This is a genomic window from Kitasatospora sp. MBT66, assembly GCF_000710405.2.
Lineage (GTDB): Bacteria > Actinomycetota > Actinomycetes > Streptomycetales > Streptomycetaceae > Kitasatospora > Kitasatospora purpeofusca.
This window is the reverse complement of record NZ_JAIY01000016.1, coordinates 62,636-80,817: the sequence shown is the minus strand read 5'-3', so window position 1 is coordinate 80,817 and position 18,182 is coordinate 62,636. Positions and strand designations below refer to the sequence as shown.

Annotated in this window: 17 protein-coding genes and 1 pseudogene; 6 read left to right on the top strand and 12 right to left on the bottom strand. The window is 74.2% G+C overall.

All coding sequences use genetic code 11. The features are described 5' to 3' along the window. Positions 1–60: 60 nt before the first annotated feature. Positions 61–1,419 (bottom strand): (5-formylfuran-3-yl)methyl phosphate synthase, encoded by a 1,359-nt coding sequence (locus BI06_RS36330; RefSeq protein ID WP_157855275.1) that lies wholly within the window; start codon positions 1,417–1,419, stop codon positions 61–63. Positions 1,420–1,659: 240 nt separating this feature from the next. Here BI06_RS36330 and BI06_RS36325 point away from each other — a divergent pair, with 240 nt between their 5' ends. The 5 genes from BI06_RS36325 (at position 1,660) to BI06_RS36305 (ending at position 6,503) form a co-directional block, all read left to right on the top strand. Then, positions 1,660–2,400: a class I SAM-dependent methyltransferase gene (locus BI06_RS36325; RefSeq protein WP_043475516.1), complete on the top strand. Its 741-nt coding sequence runs from the start codon at positions 1,660–1,662 to the stop codon at positions 2,398–2,400. A 367-nt stretch (positions 2,401–2,767) separates the two neighbouring features. Beyond that, on the top strand, positions 2,768–3,613 hold the full coding sequence (locus BI06_RS36320; RefSeq protein ID WP_043476189.1) for a DUF4097 family beta strand repeat-containing protein: 846 nt from the start codon (positions 2,768–2,770) through the stop codon (positions 3,611–3,613). Between the two features lie 141 nt (positions 3,614–3,754). Next, positions 3,755–4,741 carry an ATP-binding cassette domain-containing protein gene (locus BI06_RS36315; protein WP_043475512.1) on the top strand — a complete coding sequence of 329 codons (987 nt, stop codon included), beginning with the start codon at positions 3,755–3,757 and terminating at the stop codon, positions 4,739–4,741. Next, the gene (locus BI06_RS36310; protein WP_043475506.1) at positions 4,738–5,529 is read left to right on the top strand and encodes an ABC transporter permease; all 792 of its coding nucleotides are present in this window, start codon (positions 4,738–4,740) and stop codon (positions 5,527–5,529) included. Before BI06_RS36315 ends, BI06_RS36310 begins: the two co-directional genes overlap by 4 nt. 275 nt (positions 5,530–5,804) lie before the next feature. Then, positions 5,805–6,503, top strand: coding sequence for a DUF3152 domain-containing protein (locus BI06_RS36305; RefSeq protein WP_051742675.1), 699 nt, complete (start codon positions 5,805–5,807; stop codon positions 6,501–6,503). Positions 6,504–6,536: 33 nt separating this feature from the next. Here BI06_RS36305 and BI06_RS36300 read toward each other — a convergent pair whose 3' ends face one another. The 5 genes from BI06_RS36300 to BI06_RS36280 form a co-directional block, all read right to left on the bottom strand. After that, positions 6,537–8,000, bottom strand: coding sequence for an RNA polymerase sigma factor (locus tag BI06_RS36300; protein WP_233290434.1), 1,464 nt, complete (start codon positions 7,998–8,000; stop codon positions 6,537–6,539). Next, entirely contained in the window at positions 7,973–8,392 is a 420-nt protein-coding gene (locus BI06_RS36295) for a YciI family protein (protein WP_030394595.1), read from the bottom strand. The genes BI06_RS36300 and BI06_RS36295 overlap by 28 nt, the downstream gene beginning before the upstream one ends. A gap of 159 nt (positions 8,393–8,551) precedes the next feature. Further along, positions 8,552–10,027, bottom strand: a complete 1,476-nt coding sequence (gene pntB, locus BI06_RS36290; protein ID WP_030394594.1) for a Re/Si-specific NAD(P)(+) transhydrogenase subunit beta — start codon at positions 10,025–10,027, stop codon at positions 8,552–8,554. Positions 10,028–10,032: 5 nt separating this feature from the next. Next, positions 10,033–11,604: a Re/Si-specific NAD(P)(+) transhydrogenase subunit alpha gene (locus tag BI06_RS36285; protein WP_043476185.1), complete on the bottom strand. Its 1,572-nt coding sequence runs from the start codon at positions 11,602–11,604 to the stop codon at positions 10,033–10,035. Between the two features lie 195 nt (positions 11,605–11,799). After that, a complete protein-coding gene (locus BI06_RS36280) occupies positions 11,800–12,435 on the bottom strand; it encodes a TetR/AcrR family transcriptional regulator (protein ID WP_030394592.1) in 636 nt (211 codons plus the stop codon). A 100-nt stretch (positions 12,436–12,535) separates the two neighbouring features. Between BI06_RS36280 and BI06_RS36275 the strand changes: the two genes are divergently transcribed. Further along, positions 12,536–14,065 carry an FAD-dependent monooxygenase gene (locus BI06_RS36275; protein ID WP_199523412.1) on the top strand — a complete coding sequence of 510 codons (1,530 nt, stop codon included), beginning with the start codon at positions 12,536–12,538 and terminating at the stop codon, positions 14,063–14,065. Positions 14,066–14,109: 44 nt separating this feature from the next. On the opposite strand, the gene BI06_RS36270 is transcribed toward BI06_RS36275, so the two are convergent. The 6 genes and pseudogenes from BI06_RS36270 to BI06_RS51715 form a co-directional block, all read right to left on the bottom strand. Then, positions 14,110–14,514 carry a hypothetical protein gene (locus tag BI06_RS36270; protein ID WP_043475504.1) on the bottom strand — a complete coding sequence of 135 codons (405 nt, stop codon included), beginning with the start codon at positions 14,512–14,514 and terminating at the stop codon, positions 14,110–14,112. A 46-nt stretch (positions 14,515–14,560) separates the two neighbouring features. Further along, complete coding sequence (locus tag BI06_RS36265; RefSeq protein ID WP_043475501.1) at positions 14,561–15,028, bottom strand: MarR family winged helix-turn-helix transcriptional regulator; 468 nt, start codon at positions 15,026–15,028, stop codon at positions 14,561–14,563. A 118-nt stretch (positions 15,029–15,146) separates the two neighbouring features. Beyond that, positions 15,147–15,809: a hypothetical protein gene (locus BI06_RS36260; protein ID WP_043475499.1), complete on the bottom strand. Its 663-nt coding sequence runs from the start codon at positions 15,807–15,809 to the stop codon at positions 15,147–15,149. Between the two features lie 120 nt (positions 15,810–15,929). Further along, positions 15,930–16,709, bottom strand: a complete 780-nt coding sequence (locus BI06_RS36255; protein WP_043475496.1) for a VOC family protein — start codon at positions 16,707–16,709, stop codon at positions 15,930–15,932. A gap of 165 nt (positions 16,710–16,874) precedes the next feature. Further along, positions 16,875–17,273: a hypothetical protein gene (locus BI06_RS36250; protein ID WP_043475494.1), complete on the bottom strand. Its 399-nt coding sequence runs from the start codon at positions 17,271–17,273 to the stop codon at positions 16,875–16,877. Positions 17,274–17,412: 139 nt separating this feature from the next. Continuing rightward, a pseudogene (locus tag BI06_RS51715) lies at positions 17,413–18,182 on the bottom strand (hypothetical protein); the annotation flags it as partial.

Genomic DNA, 18,182 nt, shown 5'->3' with positions numbered 1-18,182 from the left:
GACGCGCTGTCCCTCCGGCCACGCGGCCCGGCCGGAACCCCGGCGACCTGCTCCCGCGGATCAGTCCGCGGTGCCGTCCGGCATGCCGTCGGGCCCGGCGAACCGGACCGCGAGGCCGGGGTGCCGGGCGAGCAGGGCGTCCAGGTCCGTGCGGAACTTCGGCGAGCGCGCCATGTGCTCCGGCACGACCAGGTGGCCGCCCTGCTCCGGCGGGACGAGGCCGGCGACCAGCTCGCTCTGCACGACCCGCTCGTGCCGGGTGTCCGCACCGGTGCCGCGCAGCGGGTCGCGGGACGGGGCGACCACGCCGCCGCGCGCCGACAACTGGTCGAGATCCGGGACCAGTCGCCAGATCTGCTGCGCCTGGTGGCTCTGCACCGAGCCGGCCAGGTTGGCCTCCAGGCCGCGGGCGTGGCACAGGTCGACGAAGAAGCGGATCTCGTCGAGGGTGAGGATGCCCCTCCGGGTCAGGCCGTGGGCGTCGGTGTCGTGGGCGTCGAGGTCGACCACCTCCTCGTTGCCGGCCGTGGAGATCAGGCCGATCCTGGCGACCTTGAGCAGAATGCTGGTGTCGATCATGATGGCGTCCGCGCCGGCCGCCGCGCTCGCCTCGACCATGGCGCGGATCGCCTCGCGGTCGGTGCGGCGCTGCCGGGTCAGGCCGTGATCGGCGTGCGCGAAGGGCTCGTTGACCGTGACGTGGGTGCCGCCTGCGGCGGCCGGCAGGGCCCCGCGGGCCTTGAGCTCTGCCTCGGTCGGGCGGGTGCCGGGGGCGTCCGGGAAGAGCGGGAGGCCGTCCTCGGCGAGCAGGGCGTCCGCGAGGCCGGCCAGGTCGAAGGCACCGGGGGCGTCCGGCGCGGACGGGTCGTACTCGCGCAGTCCGACCAGGGCGCGGCGGACCTGCGGCAGGGTCTTCCGCGCGTCCCACAGGTCGAGGTCCTGGGCGAACAGCACGGACATCACCCTGGTCCGGCGCAGTCCGTCCACCCGGCGCAGGGTCGCGGTGATCTCGCCCAGCACGTCGCCGAGCCGGTCGACGTCCATGCCGTCGAGGCCGACCTTCACGATCGGGCAGGGGTGGACCAGGGTGCCCATCGCGGCGGCGACACCGAGGGCGGCCTGGGCGGCCTTGCCGACCGTCTCGTAGGGGGACTTGGCGACGGCGAGGCCGTTGGCCGCGCGCCGGTGCAGCAGCTGGTCCTCGCCGATGTTGGTGCTCAGCTGCACCGGCAGGTCGCGGCGGGCGGCGAGCACGGCGTCGGCGATGTCCATGATCCGGCACGGTTTGATGGTGCCGAGGGCGCTGCGCGGGTCCTCGCTGTCGATGATCCTGGCTCCCCCGAGCACGGCCTCCCGGGCCTCCTGCGGTCCGAACACGCTGACCAGCAGCCGCCGGTCCGCCTTCACTGTACTGTGCACGCCACTCCACCCCTCCGAGTCGATCACGGTCGGCGGCGACGCTATCGCGCCGCCATGTGCACGCCATTGGGGTGATGCGAAGTCAGTTCGTCGTACTGATCAACCCCGCATGATGCGCCCTCACTCGAAGGGGTGAGTGTTTGCCACGCCCGCGTGCCTTTCCGTGCTGCCGCGGCCACCGGGGACGACGACTGACGGATACATTGCGGCCACTGTGAGTGACGCTTGGAGGTCTCCGTCATGACTGTGACGAGTCGGTACCTGGGTGCCTGGGAGGGGTTCTGGCGGGATGCGCCGGACGAGCCCGGGGCGGTGATCTGGGACGCGGAGGCGGCCCTGGTGGCGGAGCGCCACCTCGCGCTGTTCCGGCCGGGGCTGGTCGACCCGGAGCTGCCGTTGATCGACCTCGGCTGCGGCAGCGGGACGCAGACGCGCTTCCTGGCCGGACGGTTCGCCCGGGTGCTGGGGGTCGACCTGTCGGAGGCCGCCGTGGAGCTGGCCCGGCGGAACGACCCGGCCGGATCGGCCGAGTACGCCCGGCTGGACGCCACCGACGCCGCAGCCGTCCGCGCGCTCCACGACCGCCTCGGCGACGTCAACCTCTATCTGCGCGGGGTGATCCACCAGAGCGATCCGGCCGACCGGGGGCCGGTCGCCGAGGCCGTCGCGGTGCTGGCCGGGCGGCGCGGCCGGGCGTTCGTGGTCGAGCTGGCCGAGGCGGCCAAGCGGTTCCTGGCGGACCTGGCCGGGGGGCCCGCGGGGCCGCCGCCGAAGCTGCGCCCGGTGTTCGCCCACGGGCTGGCCCCGGCCGAGGTGGCGGACGCGGCCTTCGCGGAGCTGTTCGGCGCGGCCGGGCTGGCGGTCCTGGACTCCGGTGACATGCCGCTGGCCACCACGGAGTTCACGGCGGACGGCGACCGGATCGAGCTGCCGGCGCGGTGGCTGCTGGTGGGCGTGGACGAGGGGGCGGGCGGCGCCTGAGGTGTGCCGCCTGTGGCGTCAGCTGGCGCCGAAGTGGCGCCAGTGCTGCCACTGCTGTTCGGAGGACGGTGTCGGTCGGTCCGGTCGGGTCAGGGTGCCGTCCCGGTGCCCTGGTGCCACGGGCCCGAGGGTGCCGTCTTCGCCCGGACGGAGCAGGTGTCGCCCATCCAGTGCCACTCGGGTGCACAAAAGGCTTGCGCTTGGCGTCACCATGGTGCCATCATGGCGTCAATGAACCTCAGCGCCCATGCCGGGAGCCCGCAGCGCGAGGTCGGTCCGGTACGCCGGTAGCACCGTCAAGCGGTGGCGCCGGCCGCCGGACCGACCCGCCGGGCCCCCACCGGACACCCCCGAGGACGGGATCACCATGCCTTCGTTCGACACTCCCGACCCGATCGCCGTCACCGCGCACGTCGAGGCCGGCTCCATCCACTTCATCGCCGTCGACCGGCCGGACACCGTCGTCGAGGTGCGGCCGCGCGATCCGAAGAAGGACCTGGACGTGCGGTCCGCCGAGCAGACCGAGGTCTCCTTCGCCGCCGGGGTGCTCACCGTCCGGACGCCCAAGCCGCGCTACCTCGTCGGCCGCGTCGGCACCGTGGACGTTACGGTCGAGCTGCCCGCGGACTCGCGGATCGAGGTGGGCGGCGCCTGGGTCCAGGTGCTGGGCGAGGGGCGGCTGGGCGAGACCGAGGTGAAGACCTCCTCCGGGGACGTCCGCTTCGACACCACCGGCCCGCTGCGGCTGGCTGCCGCGCACGGCTCGGTCACCGTGGAGCGGATCGAGGGCGAGGCGGAGGTCACCACCAGTTCCGGCAGCCTGCGGATCGGCCGGATCGACGGCCCCGCCGTACTGAAGAACACCCACGGCACCACGACCGTCGACCTCGCCAACGGTGATCTCCGGGTGAGCGGGGCCAACGGCGACATCGAGGTCCGGCGGGCCGGCGGTTCGGTCGCCGCCACCACCGCCCACGGCACCCTGCGCATCGGCGAGGTGGCCCGGGGCAGCGTCCAACTGGAGACCTCCTACGGCGCCATCGAGGTCGGCATCCGGGAGGGCACGGCGGCCTGGCTGGACCTCGGCTCGGCCTCCGGCCAGGTCCGCAACATGCTCTCCGCCTCCGACGCCCCGGGGAAGTCCGAGGACACCGTCGAGGTCCGCGCCCGCACCCGGTACGGCAACATCGACGTCCTCCGCGCCAAGCCCTGATCCCGCGGCCCCACCCCGCGGCCCCTCCCCACGACTTCGCCCCCGGTCCGACCTCCGCACGCACGCCCCGAACTGCCCCTCCGCGCACCAATCAGTCGTCACCGAGTCCCCGAACGGGAGGACCACATGCCCTCGTTTGTCATGCCCGCATCCAGAAACCCCGACTCCACCCCGGCACCCGCCGCCGTCACCGCGGTCGGCCTGCGCAAGTCCTACGGCGACCGGACCGTCCTCGACGGCATCGATCTGCGGATCCCGGCCGGCTCGGTGTTCGCGCTGCTGGGGCCCAACGGCGCCGGCAAGACCACCACGGTGAAGATCCTCTCCACCCTCGTCGGCGCCGACGGCGGCCACGCCCAGGTGGGCGGCCACGACCTCGTCACGTCCCCGGACGGAGTACGCGCCGCGATCGGCGTCACCGGGCAGTTCTCCGCGGTGGACGGCCTGATCACTGGGGAGGAGAACATGCTGCTGATGGCGGACCTGCACCACCTGCCCCGCGGCGAGGGCCGCCGGGTCGCCGCCGAACTCCTGGCGCGGTTCGACCTGACCGAGGTCGCCAGGAAGCCCGCCTCCGGCTACTCGGGCGGCATGAAGCGCCGCCTCGACCTCGCCATGACCCTGGTCGGGAACCCGCGGATCATCTTCCTCGACGAGCCGACCACCGGCCTCGACCCCCGCAGCCGCCACACCATGTGGGGGATCGTCCGCGAACTCGTCGCCCAGGGCGTCACCGTCCTCCTCACCACCCAGTACCTGGACGAGGCCGACGAACTGGCCGACCGGATCGCGGTGCTCGACGGCGGCCGGATCGTCGCCGAGGGAACGGCCGAGGAGCTGAAGCGGCTGGTCCCCGGCGGACACGTCCGGCTGCGGTTCACCGACCCGGCCGCCCACCGCGCGGCCGCCGCCGCGCTGGCGGACGCCGAACGGGACGACGCGGCCCTGACCCTGCGGATTCCCGGCGACGGCAGCCAGCGCACGCTGCGCGCGATCCTCGACCGCCTGGACGCCGCCGGAGTCGAGGCCGACGAGCTGACCGTCCGCACCCCCGACCTCGACGACGTGTTCTTCGCCCTGACCGGCGGTCCCACGCCGCCGCACCGGACCCAGGAGGTCGTCCGATGAGTTCCCTGTCCCTAGCCGTCCGCGACTCGTCGACCATGCTGCGGCGCAATCTGCTGCACGCCCGGCGCTACCCGTCGCTGACCCTGAACCTGCTGCTCACGCCGGTCGTCCTGCTGCTGCTCTTCGTCTACGTCTTCGGCGACGTGATGAGCGCGGGCATCGGCGGCGCCGGTGCCGACCGCTCCGCGTACGTCGCCTACCTCGTGCCGGGCATCCTGCTGATGACCATCGGCGGCACCACGGTCGGCACGGCCGTCTCGGTGTCCAACGACATGACCGAGGGCATCGTCGCCCGCTTCCGGACGATGGCGATCCACCGGGGGTCGGTACTGACCGGGCATGTCGTCGGCAGCGTGCTGCAGGCGGTCCTCAGCGTCGTGCTGGTCGGCGCCGTCGGCGTGGCCATCGGCTTCCGCTCCACGGACGCCACGGTGCTGGAGTGGTTCGCCGCGTTCGGGCTGCTCACCCTGTTCGCCCTGGCGCTCACCTGGATCGCGGTCGGGATGGGCATGGTCAGCCCGAGCGCGGAGGCGGCCAGCAACAACGCGCTGCCGCTGATCTTCCTGCCGCTGGTCTCCAGCGCCTTCGTCCCGCTCGACGCCATGCCGGGCTGGTTCCGGCCGATCGCCGAGTACCAGCCCTTCACCCCCGCCATCGAGACCCTCCGCGGACTGCTGCTCGGGACCGGGATCGGCCACAACGGCTGGCTCGCCGTCGCCTGGTGCCTGGGCCTGACGGCGCTCGGCCACCGCTGGTCGAAGCGGGTCTTCGACCGCGACCCCCGGTGAGCCGGTGCACGGGACGCCCGCAGGCTCACCGGGACTCCCGGTGAGCCGGTGCACGCGACCCTCACCGGGACGGCAGGCGCCGGCACGGCCCCGAGCGTGACCGCCCCGGGGAACCCGATCAAGATCCGGTGAACCGCGGAAGGGTCTCGAATCGTCCTATTCGGTATGAACGATGTGTTGATCCACCCCGGACGGGGCCGTTCCCGGGCCGCGGTGCCCGCCGCGGCCCCGGCCCTCCGCCGCTCCATACGCGGGGCCGTCGCCCGGTGGGCCGGGTGACGGCCCGGCTGCCCGCGGGGCGGGCGAGGTACGGGGCGATCGCCCTGGTGGTGGTCGCCGCCGTGGCGGCCGGCACCTGGTGGTGGCGCCCGTGGGCGGACGCCGCGCCGAAGGCCCTGGCCTTCACCACGGCGCCCGGCGGCACCGAGCGGGTCGGCACCGGGGAGCACCTCTACCGGTACAAGGTGCGGGCGGAGAACGGGCTGAAGGTCACGCCCGCGCAGTTCGCCGCCGAGGTGGACGCCGTGCTCGGGGACACCCGGCGCGGCTGGGCCGCCGGCGGTGAACGGTCCTTCCAGCGGGTGGACGCGGACCCGGTGGACTTCACCGTGTACCTGGCGACCCCGAAGTCCACCGACCGGATCTGCGGACAGTACGGGCTGGACACCGGCGGCTGGGTGAACTGCGCCGCGGGCAAGCAGGTCGTCATCAACCTCAAGCGCTGGCAGGAGCTGTCCGAGTTCTACACCGGCAAGCCCGAGCTCTACCACGCGCTCGCCGTCAACCACGAGGTCGGCCACATCGTCGGCGAGGGCCATGTCGACTGCCCGGGCCAGGGCGCGCCGGCGCCGGTGATGATGCAGCAGATCAAGGGGCTGCACGGCTGTGTGCCGAACGGCACACCGTACGCCGAGGACGGCACCCTGATCACCGGCCCGCCGGTGGCCGCCTCCACCGCGACGCCCGTGCCCTGACGGCGGGGAGGGTCGCGCCGGCTCCGGCCGGAGTCAGCCCAGGGCGGCGGCCTTGCGCAGCAGCACCGACCGCTCGCGGGTGTTGCGGCACATCCGGGCGGCGAGCTCCAGCTCCGAGCGCGCCTCGGCGGTACGGCCGAGACGGGTGAGCAGCTCGCCGCGCACGCCCGGCAGCAGGTGCGAGCCGGACAGCCGCCCGGACTCGGCCAGCCCGTCGACGATCCGCAGGGCCTCCTCCGGGCCGGCGGCCATGGCGACGGCGACCGCCCGGTTGAGGTCGACCACGGGGGAGGGCGCGATCCGGCCGAGCGCCTCGTAGAGCACCACGATGCGCGGCCAGTCCGTCTGCGAGACCGACGGGGCCCCGGCGTGGCAGGCGGCGATCGCCGCCTGGAGGCCGTAGGGGCCCAGGCCGTGGCCGGTGGCGATCGCCCGGTCGAGCGCGGCCAGCCCGCGGCGGACGGCCGAGCGGTCCCACCGGCGGCGGTCCTGGTCCTCCAGCAGGACCGGCTCGCCGTCGGGCCCGGTGCGCGCGGGGAAGCGGGCGGCGGTGAGCTCGAACAGGGCGAGCAGGCCGAACACCTCCGGTTCCCCGGGCAGCAGCGCGGTCAGGGTACGGGCCAGCCGGATCGCCTCGTAGGCGAGGTCGGTGCGCAGCAGCCGGTCGCCGCTGGTCGCCGTCGAGCCCTCGGTGAAGAGCACGTAGAGCACGCTCAGCACCCCGCCGAGGCGCTCGCGCCGCTCCTCCGGCGGGGGCACCGCGAAGGGGACGCCGGCGGCGGCGACGGTCTTCTTGGCCCGGGTGATCCGGGCCTGGAGGGTGGGCACCGGCACCAGCAGGGCGCGGGCGATCTCCTCGCTGGAGAGCCCGGCGACCACCCGCAGGGTCAGTGCCGCGCGGGCCTCGGGCGACAGCACGGGGTGGCAGGCGACGAACATCAGCGCGAGGACGTCGTCCTCGATCAGGTCCGGGTCCCACGGCAGGTCGTCCGGGTTGCCGGGGGCGGGCTCGGCGCCGGAACTCGCCCCGCCCTCGGTCAGCCGGCCGGCGAGGGCGGCGTAGCGCTCGTCGAGGGCGGAGCGGCGGCGGAACCGGTCGATGGCGCGGCGCCGGCCGGTGGCGAGCAGCCAGCCGACCGGGTTGGCCGGCTCGCCGTCGCGCGCCCAGGCGACGAGCGCCTCGGCGACGGCCTCCTGGGCGACGTCCTCGGCGAGGTCGAACTCGCCGGTGAAGCGGGTGAGGGCGCCGACGATCCGCGCCGACTCGATCCGCCACACGGCCTCGACGGCCCGCCGGGCGGCCTCGGCTCCGGGCCCGTGGGGCGCACCGTCGACGCCGTCGGGCGCACCGTCGGGGCCGCCCGGTACGGAGTCGGGTGCGGAGCCGGGCGCGGAGTCCGGGCCGTCGACCGGCCCGGGGGAGCCGGGCGCCCCGGACGGGCCGAGCGGCCCGTCCGGGGGCTCGGGGCTCAGAGCTGTCCGGTCCGCTCGCGCCATGCCCGCTCCCTGACGATCCACTCGTTGTCCTGGGGGAACTCGTCGATGCCCGGCACCCGCCGGATCTCGATCTTCGTCCCCGGGAAGGCCGGCAGCCGCTTCGCCCAGGCGACGGCCTCGTCCTGCGAGGCCACGTCCAGGATGTAGAAACCGCCGAACAGTTCCTTGGTCTCACCGTACGGGCCGTCGGTGACAATCGGCGCCTCCCCGGTGCGGTCGACCACCACGCCCTTCGACGCGTCGTCGAGGCCCTCGGCGGCGACCAGCACCCCGGCCCGGATCAGCTCGTCGTTGTAGCGGCCCATCAGTTCGAGCATCTCGTCGAAGGGCGTCTCCATCATCGTCGCGGTCGACTCGTCGTTGCCGCGCATGATCAACATGTACTTCGCCATGGCCTGTCTCCTTGGTACGGGGAGTCGCTGTCCGACCCTCTCTACCCCAGGTCGAACGGGACGGCGCGGGATCGACACGACGGGGGCGCCCGGAGCGAAATTCTCCCCGGACGCCCCCCGGCGTTCCTCCTGAAGCCCGCGTGCGGCGCGATGCCCCCGCTACACGCCCGCCCGGTCCACCGGCGGCACCGGCCGGACGGCCGCGGCCGCGCCCCCGGAGCCCTCGGCGTCCAGCGCCCGGAGGATGTCCTCCACGCTCTGCTTGGCGTCGCCGAACAGCATCGCGCTGTTCTCGCGGAAGAACAGCGGGTTCTGCACCCCGGCGTAGCCGGACGCCATCGACCGCTTGAACACGACCACCTGCTCCGCCTCCCACACCCGCAGCACCGGCATGCCCGCGATCGGACTGGCCGGATCGTCCATGGCCGCCGGATTGACGGTGTCATTGGCACCGATGACCAGGACGACGGTGGTGGCGGCGAGGTCGTCGTTGATCTCGTCCATCTCCAGCACGATGTCGTAGGGCACCTTCGCCTCCGCCAGCAGCACGTTCATGTGCCCGGGCAGCCGCCCGGCGACCGGGTGGACGCCGAAGCGGACCTCGACCCCGCGCTCGCGCAGCCGCCGGGTCAGCTCCGCGACCGGGTGCTGCGCCTGCGCCACCGCCATGCCGTAGCCGGGCGTGATGACCACCGACTTGGCCTGCGCGAGCTGCCGCGCGGCCTCCTCGGCCCGGATCTCCCGGTGCTCGCCCTGCTCCTCGGCCCCGCCCGCGGCGGCCTCGATGCCGAAGCCGCCCGCGATCACCGAGAGGAAGGAGCGGTTCATCGCCCGGCACATGATGTAGGACAGATAGGCACCGGAGGAGCCGACCAGCGCGCCGGTGACGATCAGCAGGTTGTTGTCGAGCAGGAAGCCGGCCGCCGCCGCGGCCCAGCCGGAGTAGCTGTTGAGCATGGAGACGACGACGGGCATGTCGCCGCCGCCGATCGAGGCGACCAGGTGCCAGCCCAGTGCCAGCGCCAGCACGGTGACCGCGATCACCGCCCCCAGGCCCGGGCTGACCGTGAACCAGACCGTCAGCCCCACGAACGCCGCCAGCGCGCCGATGTTGAGCGCGTTCTTGCCGGGCAGCACCAGCGGCCGGGAGGCGATCCGGGCGGACAGCTTGAGGAAGGCCACGATCGACCCGGTGAAGGTCACCGCCCCGATGAAGATGCCGATGAACACCTCGGCGTGGTGGATGCCCAGCAGGTCCCCGGAGACGGCGGTCTGCGCCGCGCCGTGCGCCTCCACCTCCAGGTAGCTGTTCCAGCCGACCAGCACCGCGGCGAGGCCGACGAAGCTGTGCAGCACGGCGATGAGCTCCGGCATCTGCGTCATCTCGACCTGCCGGGCCCGCCACAGACCGGCCGCTCCGCCCAGCGCCATCGCCAGGACGATCAGGGCCACCGCCCCGGCACTGATGCTCCTGGACGCCACCACCACGGTCGCGACCAGGGCGAGCGCCATCCCGGCGATGCCGTAGACGACCCCGGCGCGGGAGGTTCGGTGCTGGGACAGCCCGGCCAGGCTGAGGATGAACAACAGGGCGGCGACGAGATCCGCGGCGTGGGCCGCCGTCGTGGACGTCATCGGGCTCAGCGCCTTTCCGGGGACGAGGAGAACATGCTCAGCATGCGGCGGGTGACGGCGAAGCCGCCGAAGATGTTCACACTCGTCAGCAGGATCGCCACGAAGGAGAGCACGGTGACCGTCGCGCTCCCGTGCCCGATCTGGAGCAGGGCGCCGATCACCACGATCCCGGAGATCGCGTTGGTGACCGACATCAGCGGGGTGTGCAGGGCGTGGTGGACCTTGCCGATCACGTAGTAACCGATCACCACGGCGAGTGCGAACACCGTGAAGTTCTGGGCCAGTTGGGTCGGGGCGAAGGCGGTCAGCAGGAACAGCGCGAGCATCCCGGCGCCGATCAGGCCGAACCGGGCCGCCGGGGTGAGCCGGGGCCGGGCCGGTTCCACGACCGCCGGCGTCGCGGGCGTCGCGGCCGGTGCGGGCGCGGCCGACACGGCGACCGGCGGCGGCGGCCAGGTGACCTCGCCCGCCCGGACCACGGTCACCGCGCGCTGGACCACGTCCTCGAAGTCCAGCACCGGCTGCCCGTCCTTGCCCGGGGTCAGCAGCTTCAACAGGTTGACCAGATTGGTGCCGAACAACTGCGAGGCCTGGGCGGGCAGCCGGGCCGCGAGATCGGTGTAGCCGATCAGCGTGACCCCGTTGTCGGTGACCACCGTCCGGCCCGCGACCGTGCCCTCCACGTTGCCGCCCTGCGCGGCGGCCATGTCGACGACGACGCTGCCCGGCCGCATCGCCGCCACGTCCTCGGCGGTGAGCAGCCGGGGCGCCGGACGGCCGGGGATCAGCGCCGTGGTGATGACGATGTCCACGTCCTGGGCCTGCTCGTGGTAGAGCGCGGCCGCGGCCCGGTCGTAGTCGGCCGAGGTGGCCTTCGCGTAGCCGTCGGTGCTCGCCTCCTGCGCGACCTGCACCGGCAGGTACTCGCCGCCCAGGGACTTCACCTGGTCGGCGACCTCCGGCCGGGGGTCGGTGGCCCGGACGATCGCGCCCAGGCTGGAGGCGGCGCCGATCGCGGCCAGCCCGGCCACACCGGCACCGGCCACCAGGACCTTCGCCGGCGGGACCTTGCCCGCGGCCGTCACCTGGCCGGTGAAGAAGCGGCCGAACACGTGCGCCGCCTCGATCACCGCCCGGTACCCGGCGATGTTGGCCATCGAGCTGAGCACGTCCATCGACTGCGCGCGGGAGATCCGCGGCACCGCGTCCAGCGCGAGCGCGGTGACCGGGCGCGCGGACAGCGTCTCCAGCAGATCGGGCCGCTGCGCCGGGGCGAGCAGGCCGATCAGGGTCGCGCCGTCGCGCAGCCGGGCGACCTCGGCGGTCGACGGCGCGTTGACCTTCAGTACGACGTCGGCCGCCCAGGCGTCCCCGACGCCCGCTCCGGCGGCGGCGTAGGCCTCGTCGGTGAACCCGGAGGCGGTACCGGCCCCGGACTCGACCACGACTTCGTAGCCGAGGGCGAGGATCCCCCGCACCGTGGACGGTGTCGCGGCGACCCGGGTCTCCCCGGCGGCAGACTCGGCGACCACACCGATGCGCCGCGGGGGGTGGTGCGTGGCGTCCTGTGCAGACATCATTCGTGCCTCTCTCCTGGGAGGAGCCAATGACGGCGGGATCCGCGTCCGGGGGAGCGTCGCTCCCCTTGGAGGCAGGAACCTACCCGCCCGGACCCGCCGGGGCACCGGGGCGAGGCCGTGACGTGCTTCACCGATTCACCGGGCGGCGGGTCCGCTGCGCCGCCCGGGGCTCCAGGGAGTGGCGGGTCGGGGTCAGAACCCCTGGGCGCGGGCGCCGTCGCGCAGCAGGGCGAAGGCGGCGGCCGTCTCGGCGACGGCCTGCGGGCCCGCCTCGGCGATGTCCTGCCCGTCGGCCAGCCGGGCCCAGGCGGTGCGGGCGAGCACCTGGCGGACGGCGACGTACTGGGCGGCGAACAGCTGGGCGGTGATGCCGCCGGTCGGGTCCAGTGCCTCGGCGAGCGCGTCCGCGTCGGCGTCGACGTAGTCCAGGAGCTGGGCGGACAGTTCCGGGGTCTCGTAGACCAGCCGGAGGAAGGCGAGCACCTCGGGGTCGTCGGTCAGCCCGGTCTGCGGCTCGTGGGCGGCCAGCCCGGCCAGGTGGTGGCGCTCCAGGGCGTCCAGCGGGGTGAGTCCGGCGGCGCGGTCGCGCACCACCCGGCCGGCCTCGCCGAGGTGGTCGGCGAAGCGGTGCAGGACCAGCTCCTCCTTGCTGGCGAAGTACCGGAACAGGGTGGGCTTGGAGACCTCGGCGGCGGCGGCGATCTCGGCCACCGAGACCTGGGCGAAGCCCCGGTCGAGGAAGAGGGCGATGGCGGTCTCGGCGATGGTCTGCCGGGTGCGCTGCTTCTTGAGGGTCCGCAGACCCGGTTCCGGTTCGCTCGGAGTCATGCCAAGGATCATAACCCGGATAAATTTGTTACTGGGTTGCTTTCGTTACCGAGTTGCTGTTCTATGGAGCCATCGACAACCGGAAGGGACGGGCACACACATGACGACCGTGGCGAACGTGACGGACATGACGAACGTGGTGATCGTGGGAGCGGGGCCGACCGGACTGACGCTGGCCTGCGGGCTGGCCCGGCAGGGCGTGGCGGTGCGGGTCCTGGAGCGGGCCGCCGCCCACGCCGAGGGCTCCCGCGGCAAGACGCTCAACCCCCGCAGCCTGGAGATCCTCGCGGACCTGGGCATCGCCGAGGAACTGGCCGCGGTGGGCCGCACCCACCTGCCGTTCCGCAAGTACTTCGAGGGCGCCTTCGTCAACGAGACCGAGCCGTTCGCCGGTGCACGGCCCGGCGCCACCACCCCCTACCCGGCCAGCCGCTGGCTGCGGCAGCCGCAGCTGGAGGCGCTGCTGCGCGAGCGGCTCGCGGCCCTCGGGGTGGAGGTCGAGCTCGGCGCCGAACTGGTGGACGTCCGGCAGGGCGCCGACGGGGCGGAGGCCGTGCTCGCCGACGGCCGCCGGATCGCCGCCGAGTACGTGGTCGCCTGCGACGGCGGCCGCTCGACGGTGCGCAAACTGCTCGGCATCCCCTTCGTCGGCGAGGGTGACCCGGAGCCGATGATGGTCTGCGGCGACGTGGTGGTCGAGGGCCTGGAGCCGGGCGCCTGGCACCAGTGGTTCGGGCCGAAGGGCGTCTTCATGCTCTGCCCGTTCGAGGACAGCCCCCGCTGGCAGCTCCAGGCCAGTCCGGAGACCGCCGCGGACGGCACGATCGTCCCGCCGTCGCTGGAGAGCTTCCAGCGGCTCGCGGCCGAGCACACCGGCCGCGAGGACATCCGGCTCCGCGACGCCACCTGGCTGTCCACCTGGCGGGTCAACGTCCGGATGGCCGAGCGCTACCGCGAGGGCCGGGTCCTGCTGGCCGGGGACTGCGCCCACGTCCACCCCACGGCGGGCGGGCTCGGCATGAACACCGGCATCCAGGACGCCTGGAACCTCGCCTGGAAGCTCGGCCACGTGGTGCGCGGACTCGCCGCGCCCGCCCTGCTGGACACCTACCAGGAGGAGCGGCTGCCGATCGCGGCGTGGACCCTCGACGTCACCAGCGCCGGGATGGCGGCCGTGGTGGAGGGGATCGACACGCCCGGCATCGGGGTCGAGGCCGGCGGGGTCGGCGACTTCACCGGCCTGTCCCTCGGCTACCGGTGGAGCAGCCTCGCCGCGGGCACCCCGGCCGACGGTGACCCGGAGGCGCTGCTCCGGGCCGGGGACCGGGCGCCCGACGGCCCCTGCCCGGGTCCGGACGGCGCTCCGGGCCGGCTCTTCGAGCGGTTCGCCGGCGACGACTTCACCCTGCTCGGCCTCGGCGCGGGCGCCCGCCCCGACCTCGCCGGACTGCCCGGACACGTCCGGCCGGTGCGGGTGGAGGACCGGGACGGCGAGGTCCGCCGGTCCTACGGCGTGACGGGCGAGGCCCTCGTCCTGGTCCGGCCGGACAACCACATCGCGCTGGTCACCCCGGCCGCCGACCCCGGCCCGGTGCACGCCTACCTGGCGCGCCTCGGCGCCACCGGGTGATCAGGGCCTCGGTGCCGGTGCGGGTGCGGGTGCGGGTTGCGCGGTCAGGGGCGGGGGCGGACGGTGAGGCCCGGGCGGCGGCGGTGCACCGTCAGGTAGGCGACGCCCTCCGCCCCCGCCGCCACCGCGCGCTCGGCGCCGCGCGGCAGCAGCCGCAGCGCACCCGGCTCCAGCGCGTGCTCGACGCCCGCGCAGTGCAGGGTGCCCCGCCCGGCGAGGCCCAGCACCAGCACGTCCAGGTCGGGTTCGACATGGGCGGCGACGGCGGCCCCGGAGCGCAACCGCACCACGTTGGCGTCCAGTTGGCGCTCGGTGCCGGTCAGCCGCCACAGCGCCCCGGCGGCGTCGGCACCGGCCTCCCGCAGCAGCGCCTCGACCGCCACGCCGTCGCCGAACACCTCCGGTCCGCGCGACCCGTCCGACCCAGCAGACCCGTCCGAATCCGTCATGCCGGACATCCTGCCACCGCGCGGCGGCCCGGTCCCGCCCGGCCCGTCAGTCGACGGTCCCGCCCGTGTTGCGGATCAGCTGCCGGAGCACCTTCAGCGCGGTGACGTAGTCCGCGTCGTCGATGCCCGCGTGGATGGCGGCGCGGATGGCGGGGGCGTTGCGGGCGAGCTCGACCCGGGCCCGCTCGCCCTCCTCGGTGAGCCACAGCCGGTGGTCGGCGTCGCGGGTCAGCCAGCCGCGCTCCACCAGTACCGCGGCCTCCGCCGTCAGGTCGTCCTCGGCCCGGAGGTAGGAGGCCATCGCCGCCCGGAGCTCGGGCACGGTCATGCCCGTCCCGTCCGGCGAGATGTCGTTCTTCGACAGGTTGCGCAGCAGCCAGAACTGCGGCTGGGTGTAGCCCTTCTCGGCCTGCCGGGCCCGGGTGAACGCGATGAGGGCCTCGTAGGCGACACCGGTCCAGTAGGCGGCGGGCTGGCCGGCGAGTTCGGCGTCGGAGATCTGCTGGGTCGACACGGGGGTCCCCTCCTGGTGTCTCGGGTGTGCGGCCCGCACGCGGTGCGGGTCGTACGAGAACCGTAGGACTTGAAGTGCGGTTGAAGGCAAGGAGGGGAGGCCCCCGGCGGTCGGCCCGTCAGCCCCTGGCGGCCTGCTCGGCCAGGGTCACCGGCAGACCCGCCTCGATCCGCTCCAGCAGCCGGCCGCCGTGGACACCCGGGGTGTCGAAGCCGCGCCACTCGTCCGGGTCGGTGTCGGCGCCGGTCAGCAGCACCTCGGGCACCAGTACCGTCTCCGGGGCGACGGGCACGGCGCCGGGGAAGGGCGCGAGGTAGGGCGGGCGGAGCACCGGCCCGAACAGCTCGCCGGCGACGAGGTCCGGCTCGAACTCGGAGGACAGCACGGTGACCCTGGTCCTGAGGTCCCCGTGGATCATCACCAGCTTGTCCGTCATATGGCCGACGAAGGCCCCGACGTGGACGTCCCCGCCGACGATCAGCTTGGCGTCGCCCTCCAGGTAGACGGCGGCCGCCCGGAGGTCGCCGAGCACGACCAGTGCGGGGCAGCCGTCGTCGGTGTTGAGGACCGCGCCGTCCACCAGCAGGTCGCCGTCGACGATGTAGCCGGTGCCGTCGGGCTCGGCGGCGTCGAGGTCGAGATTGCCCTCGACCGTCAGCGTGCCGGTGTGGACGTCGTACTGCTCCTCGTAGAGGTTCTCGTAGGAGTCGGCGGGCAGGCGGCGCTGCTCGAAGAGCGCCACGGCCTGGTCCCAACTGTGCGGGGTGGTGGTGATGTTCATGGGCGGAACTGTGCCACGGGGCACTGACGGCCGCGGTCGTGGGGCGGCCCTCCCGGCACCGGGCCGGGAGGGCCGCCCGGCGTCGCGCGCGCCGGAATCCTCGGAATCGTCGCAGGACCGCTACAGCGGGGTCGGGGTGATCATCGCGAACGGAGCGCCCTGCGGGTCGGCGACCACCGTCATCCGGCCCGCCATCATGTCGAACGGCGGGGCCAGGACGGTGCCGCCGGCCCTGACCAGCGCGTCCACCGTGGAGTCCACGCTGTCGACCGCGAAGTAGGTCAGCCAGTGCGGCGGGGTGCCGGGCGGGTCGCCGGCGAGCAGGGTCACCCCGCCGACCGCCCGGCCCCCGACCCGCAGCTCCCAGTACGCGTCGGCGCCGTCCAGGGGCTCGATCTCGATCCCGAAGGCCGCGCCGTAGAACGCGGTGGCGGCCTGCACGTCGCTGGTGTGGAGCTCGTTCCAGGTCAGCGCCCCGGCCTCGTTGACCACCTGGGCGCCGAAGAACTCGCCCGGCTGCCAGACCCCGAAGACCGCGCCCTGCGGGTCGGCCGCCACCAGCATCCGGCCCAGCGCGCCGACGTCCATCACCGGGGCGAGCAGGGTGCCGCCGGCCGCGACGATCGCGTCCTGGGTGGCCTGGGCGTCGGTGCTCGCGAGGTAGCCGGTCCAGACGGTCGGTGGTTCCGGCGAGCCGTCGGGGCTCATCGTCGGGCCGATGCCGGCCACCGCCCGGCCGTTGAGCTCGCAGACCGCGTACCCGCCGAACTCCGCGGGCCCGGGCACGCCCTGCCAGCCGAACAGGTCGCGGTAGAAGTCCAGCGCGGCCTGCTGGTCCTTCGCCATCAGGTCGACCCAGCACGGGGTGCCGGTCTGGTAAGGAGTGGTGACTTCGGGCATTCTCGCTCCTCCTCGTGGGATCCCCCGCCGGTCACCCTCTCCTCGGGGCGGTCGTTCCGCCGCCCGACACGCCGCCCCGTTCGGCGGGCCGGTGGGCAGGCGGGGGGACGGGGGGAGGGCCGGGCGGACGGACGGTGTCCGCCCGGCCGCCCGGCCGCCGCGGAGTCAGAGCTCGTCGTGGACCCGGCGGATGGACTTCTTGATCGCCTCGTACGCGGCGGCCTTCTTGGCGTCCTTCTTCGCCTCGGCCTTGTGCTCCTCGCCGGTGCAGTCGGCATCGGTGCGGTCCCACTGGGTGGCGTTCATGCGGTGGGCCCGGTCCCAGTCGATGATCGCGGCGTCCAGGCGCCCGGCCTCGAAGAGGTGGTTCCGGACATTGGGGTCCGCGGCCACGAAGTCGCACGGGAAGAAGGCCAGGGTGTGCGGCTTGCCGGGGTTGTCGCCGCCCGGCCGGCCCGGGTTGTCGCCGGCGGCGGACGCGGCGGTGCCGCCGGCGAGGACGAGCGCGACGGCGACGGCGGCCGTCGTGGCGAGCCGGCGGGTCCGGGAGGTGGGAACGGTCATGGTGAGGGGGCTCCGTTCGGGAGGGGAGGCCGCCGCGCGCCGCGGCGGCCGGTGCTGTCGATGCTCCCCGCCGCGACCCTTCCGCCGCTTCGGTCGGACGACTGCATCCGGACCGTCGAACCCGTCCCGCCGGCGGTCGTCAGTTCCCGCCCAGGGCCGCCAGTTTGCGGGCGGCCTCGGCGGCCTGCTCGGCGGGCACCTGTCCGGAGTGCTCCAGCACGTACCGGTACTGGGCGTGCGCCTCGGCGGGGCGGCCGACGCGGACCAGGACGTCGGCCAGCGTGGCCCGGATCGAGCACTCGCTGCGGATCCGGCCCAGCTCCTGGTGGGTGCCGACGAGTTGCTGCAGCAGGTCCAGGGCCTCCTCGTCACGGCCGCCGGCCGCCAGGGCCCGGGCCAGGTCGTAGCGGGTGGTGGCGCGGACCAGGCGGCGCAGGAACGGGGGGACGCGCTCGCGCCGCACCGGGTCGTCCAGGACGTCCAGCACCGCGCGGTGGCCGGTGAGCGCCTCCTCGTGGCGGCCCAGGTGGTGCAGTGCGTCGGTGTGCATATTGGCCGCCTGGAGGAAGCCGAGGGTGTCGTCGGCGGCGAGGAAGAGGTCGCGGGCCCGGGCCGACCGGCGGGCGGCCGGGGCGTGCTCGTCGGCGCGGATGCGGGCCCAGCCCTCGTACAGGAACGACCACGCCTCCTGGGCCGTGCTGCCGGACCGCCGGGCCAGTCGGCGGGCGGCCCGGGCCTCGGCGATGCCCTCGGCGGGGCGCTGCTCGCACTCGATCAGGGCCCAGGCGGTGTAGTTGCGGTGGACGGCCTCCCAGTGCGCGTCCCCCAGCTCGGCGGCGGCGCGGGCGGCGGTGCGGTGGATCTCCGCCCAGTACGGCCAGGCCGCCCACAGGTCGGAGAACCAGTGCA

Excerpts from the sequence above, each read along its gene's own strand:
- BI06_RS36325 (WP_043475516.1), top strand. The coding sequence starts at position 1,660 with ATGACTGTGACGAGTCGGTACCTGGGTGCCTGGGAGGGGTTCTGGCGG.
- BI06_RS36320 (WP_043476189.1), top strand. The coding sequence starts at position 2,768 with ATGCCTTCGTTCGACACTCCCGACCCGATCGCCGTCACCGCGCACGTC.
- BI06_RS36315 (WP_043475512.1), top strand. The coding sequence starts at position 3,755 with ATGCCCGCATCCAGAAACCCCGACTCCACCCCGGCACCCGCCGCCGTC.
- BI06_RS36310 (WP_043475506.1), top strand. The coding sequence starts at position 4,738 with ATGAGTTCCCTGTCCCTAGCCGTCCGCGACTCGTCGACCATGCTGCGG.
- BI06_RS36300 (WP_233290434.1), bottom strand. The coding sequence starts at position 8,000 with ATGGCGCGAGCGGACCGGACAGCTCTGAGCCCCGAGCCCCCGGACGGG.
- BI06_RS36295 (WP_030394595.1), bottom strand. The coding sequence starts at position 8,392 with ATGGCGAAGTACATGTTGATCATGCGCGGCAACGACGAGTCGACCGCG.
- pntB (WP_030394594.1), bottom strand. The coding sequence starts at position 10,027 with ATGACGTCCACGACGGCGGCCCACGCCGCGGATCTCGTCGCCGCCCTG.
- BI06_RS36285 (WP_043476185.1), bottom strand. The coding sequence starts at position 11,604 with ATGTCTGCACAGGACGCCACGCACCACCCCCCGCGGCGCATCGGTGTG.
- BI06_RS36280 (WP_030394592.1), bottom strand. The coding sequence starts at position 12,435 with ATGACTCCGAGCGAACCGGAACCGGGTCTGCGGACCCTCAAGAAGCAG.
- BI06_RS36275 (WP_199523412.1), top strand. The coding sequence starts at position 12,536 with ATGACGACCGTGGCGAACGTGACGGACATGACGAACGTGGTGATCGTG.
- BI06_RS36270 (WP_043475504.1), bottom strand. The coding sequence starts at position 14,514 with ATGACGGATTCGGACGGGTCTGCTGGGTCGGACGGGTCGCGCGGACCG.
- BI06_RS36260 (WP_043475499.1), bottom strand. The coding sequence starts at position 15,809 with ATGAACATCACCACCACCCCGCACAGTTGGGACCAGGCCGTGGCGCTC.
- BI06_RS36255 (WP_043475496.1), bottom strand. The coding sequence starts at position 16,709 with ATGCCCGAAGTCACCACTCCTTACCAGACCGGCACCCCGTGCTGGGTC.
- BI06_RS36250 (WP_043475494.1), bottom strand. The coding sequence starts at position 17,273 with ATGACCGTTCCCACCTCCCGGACCCGCCGGCTCGCCACGACGGCCGCC.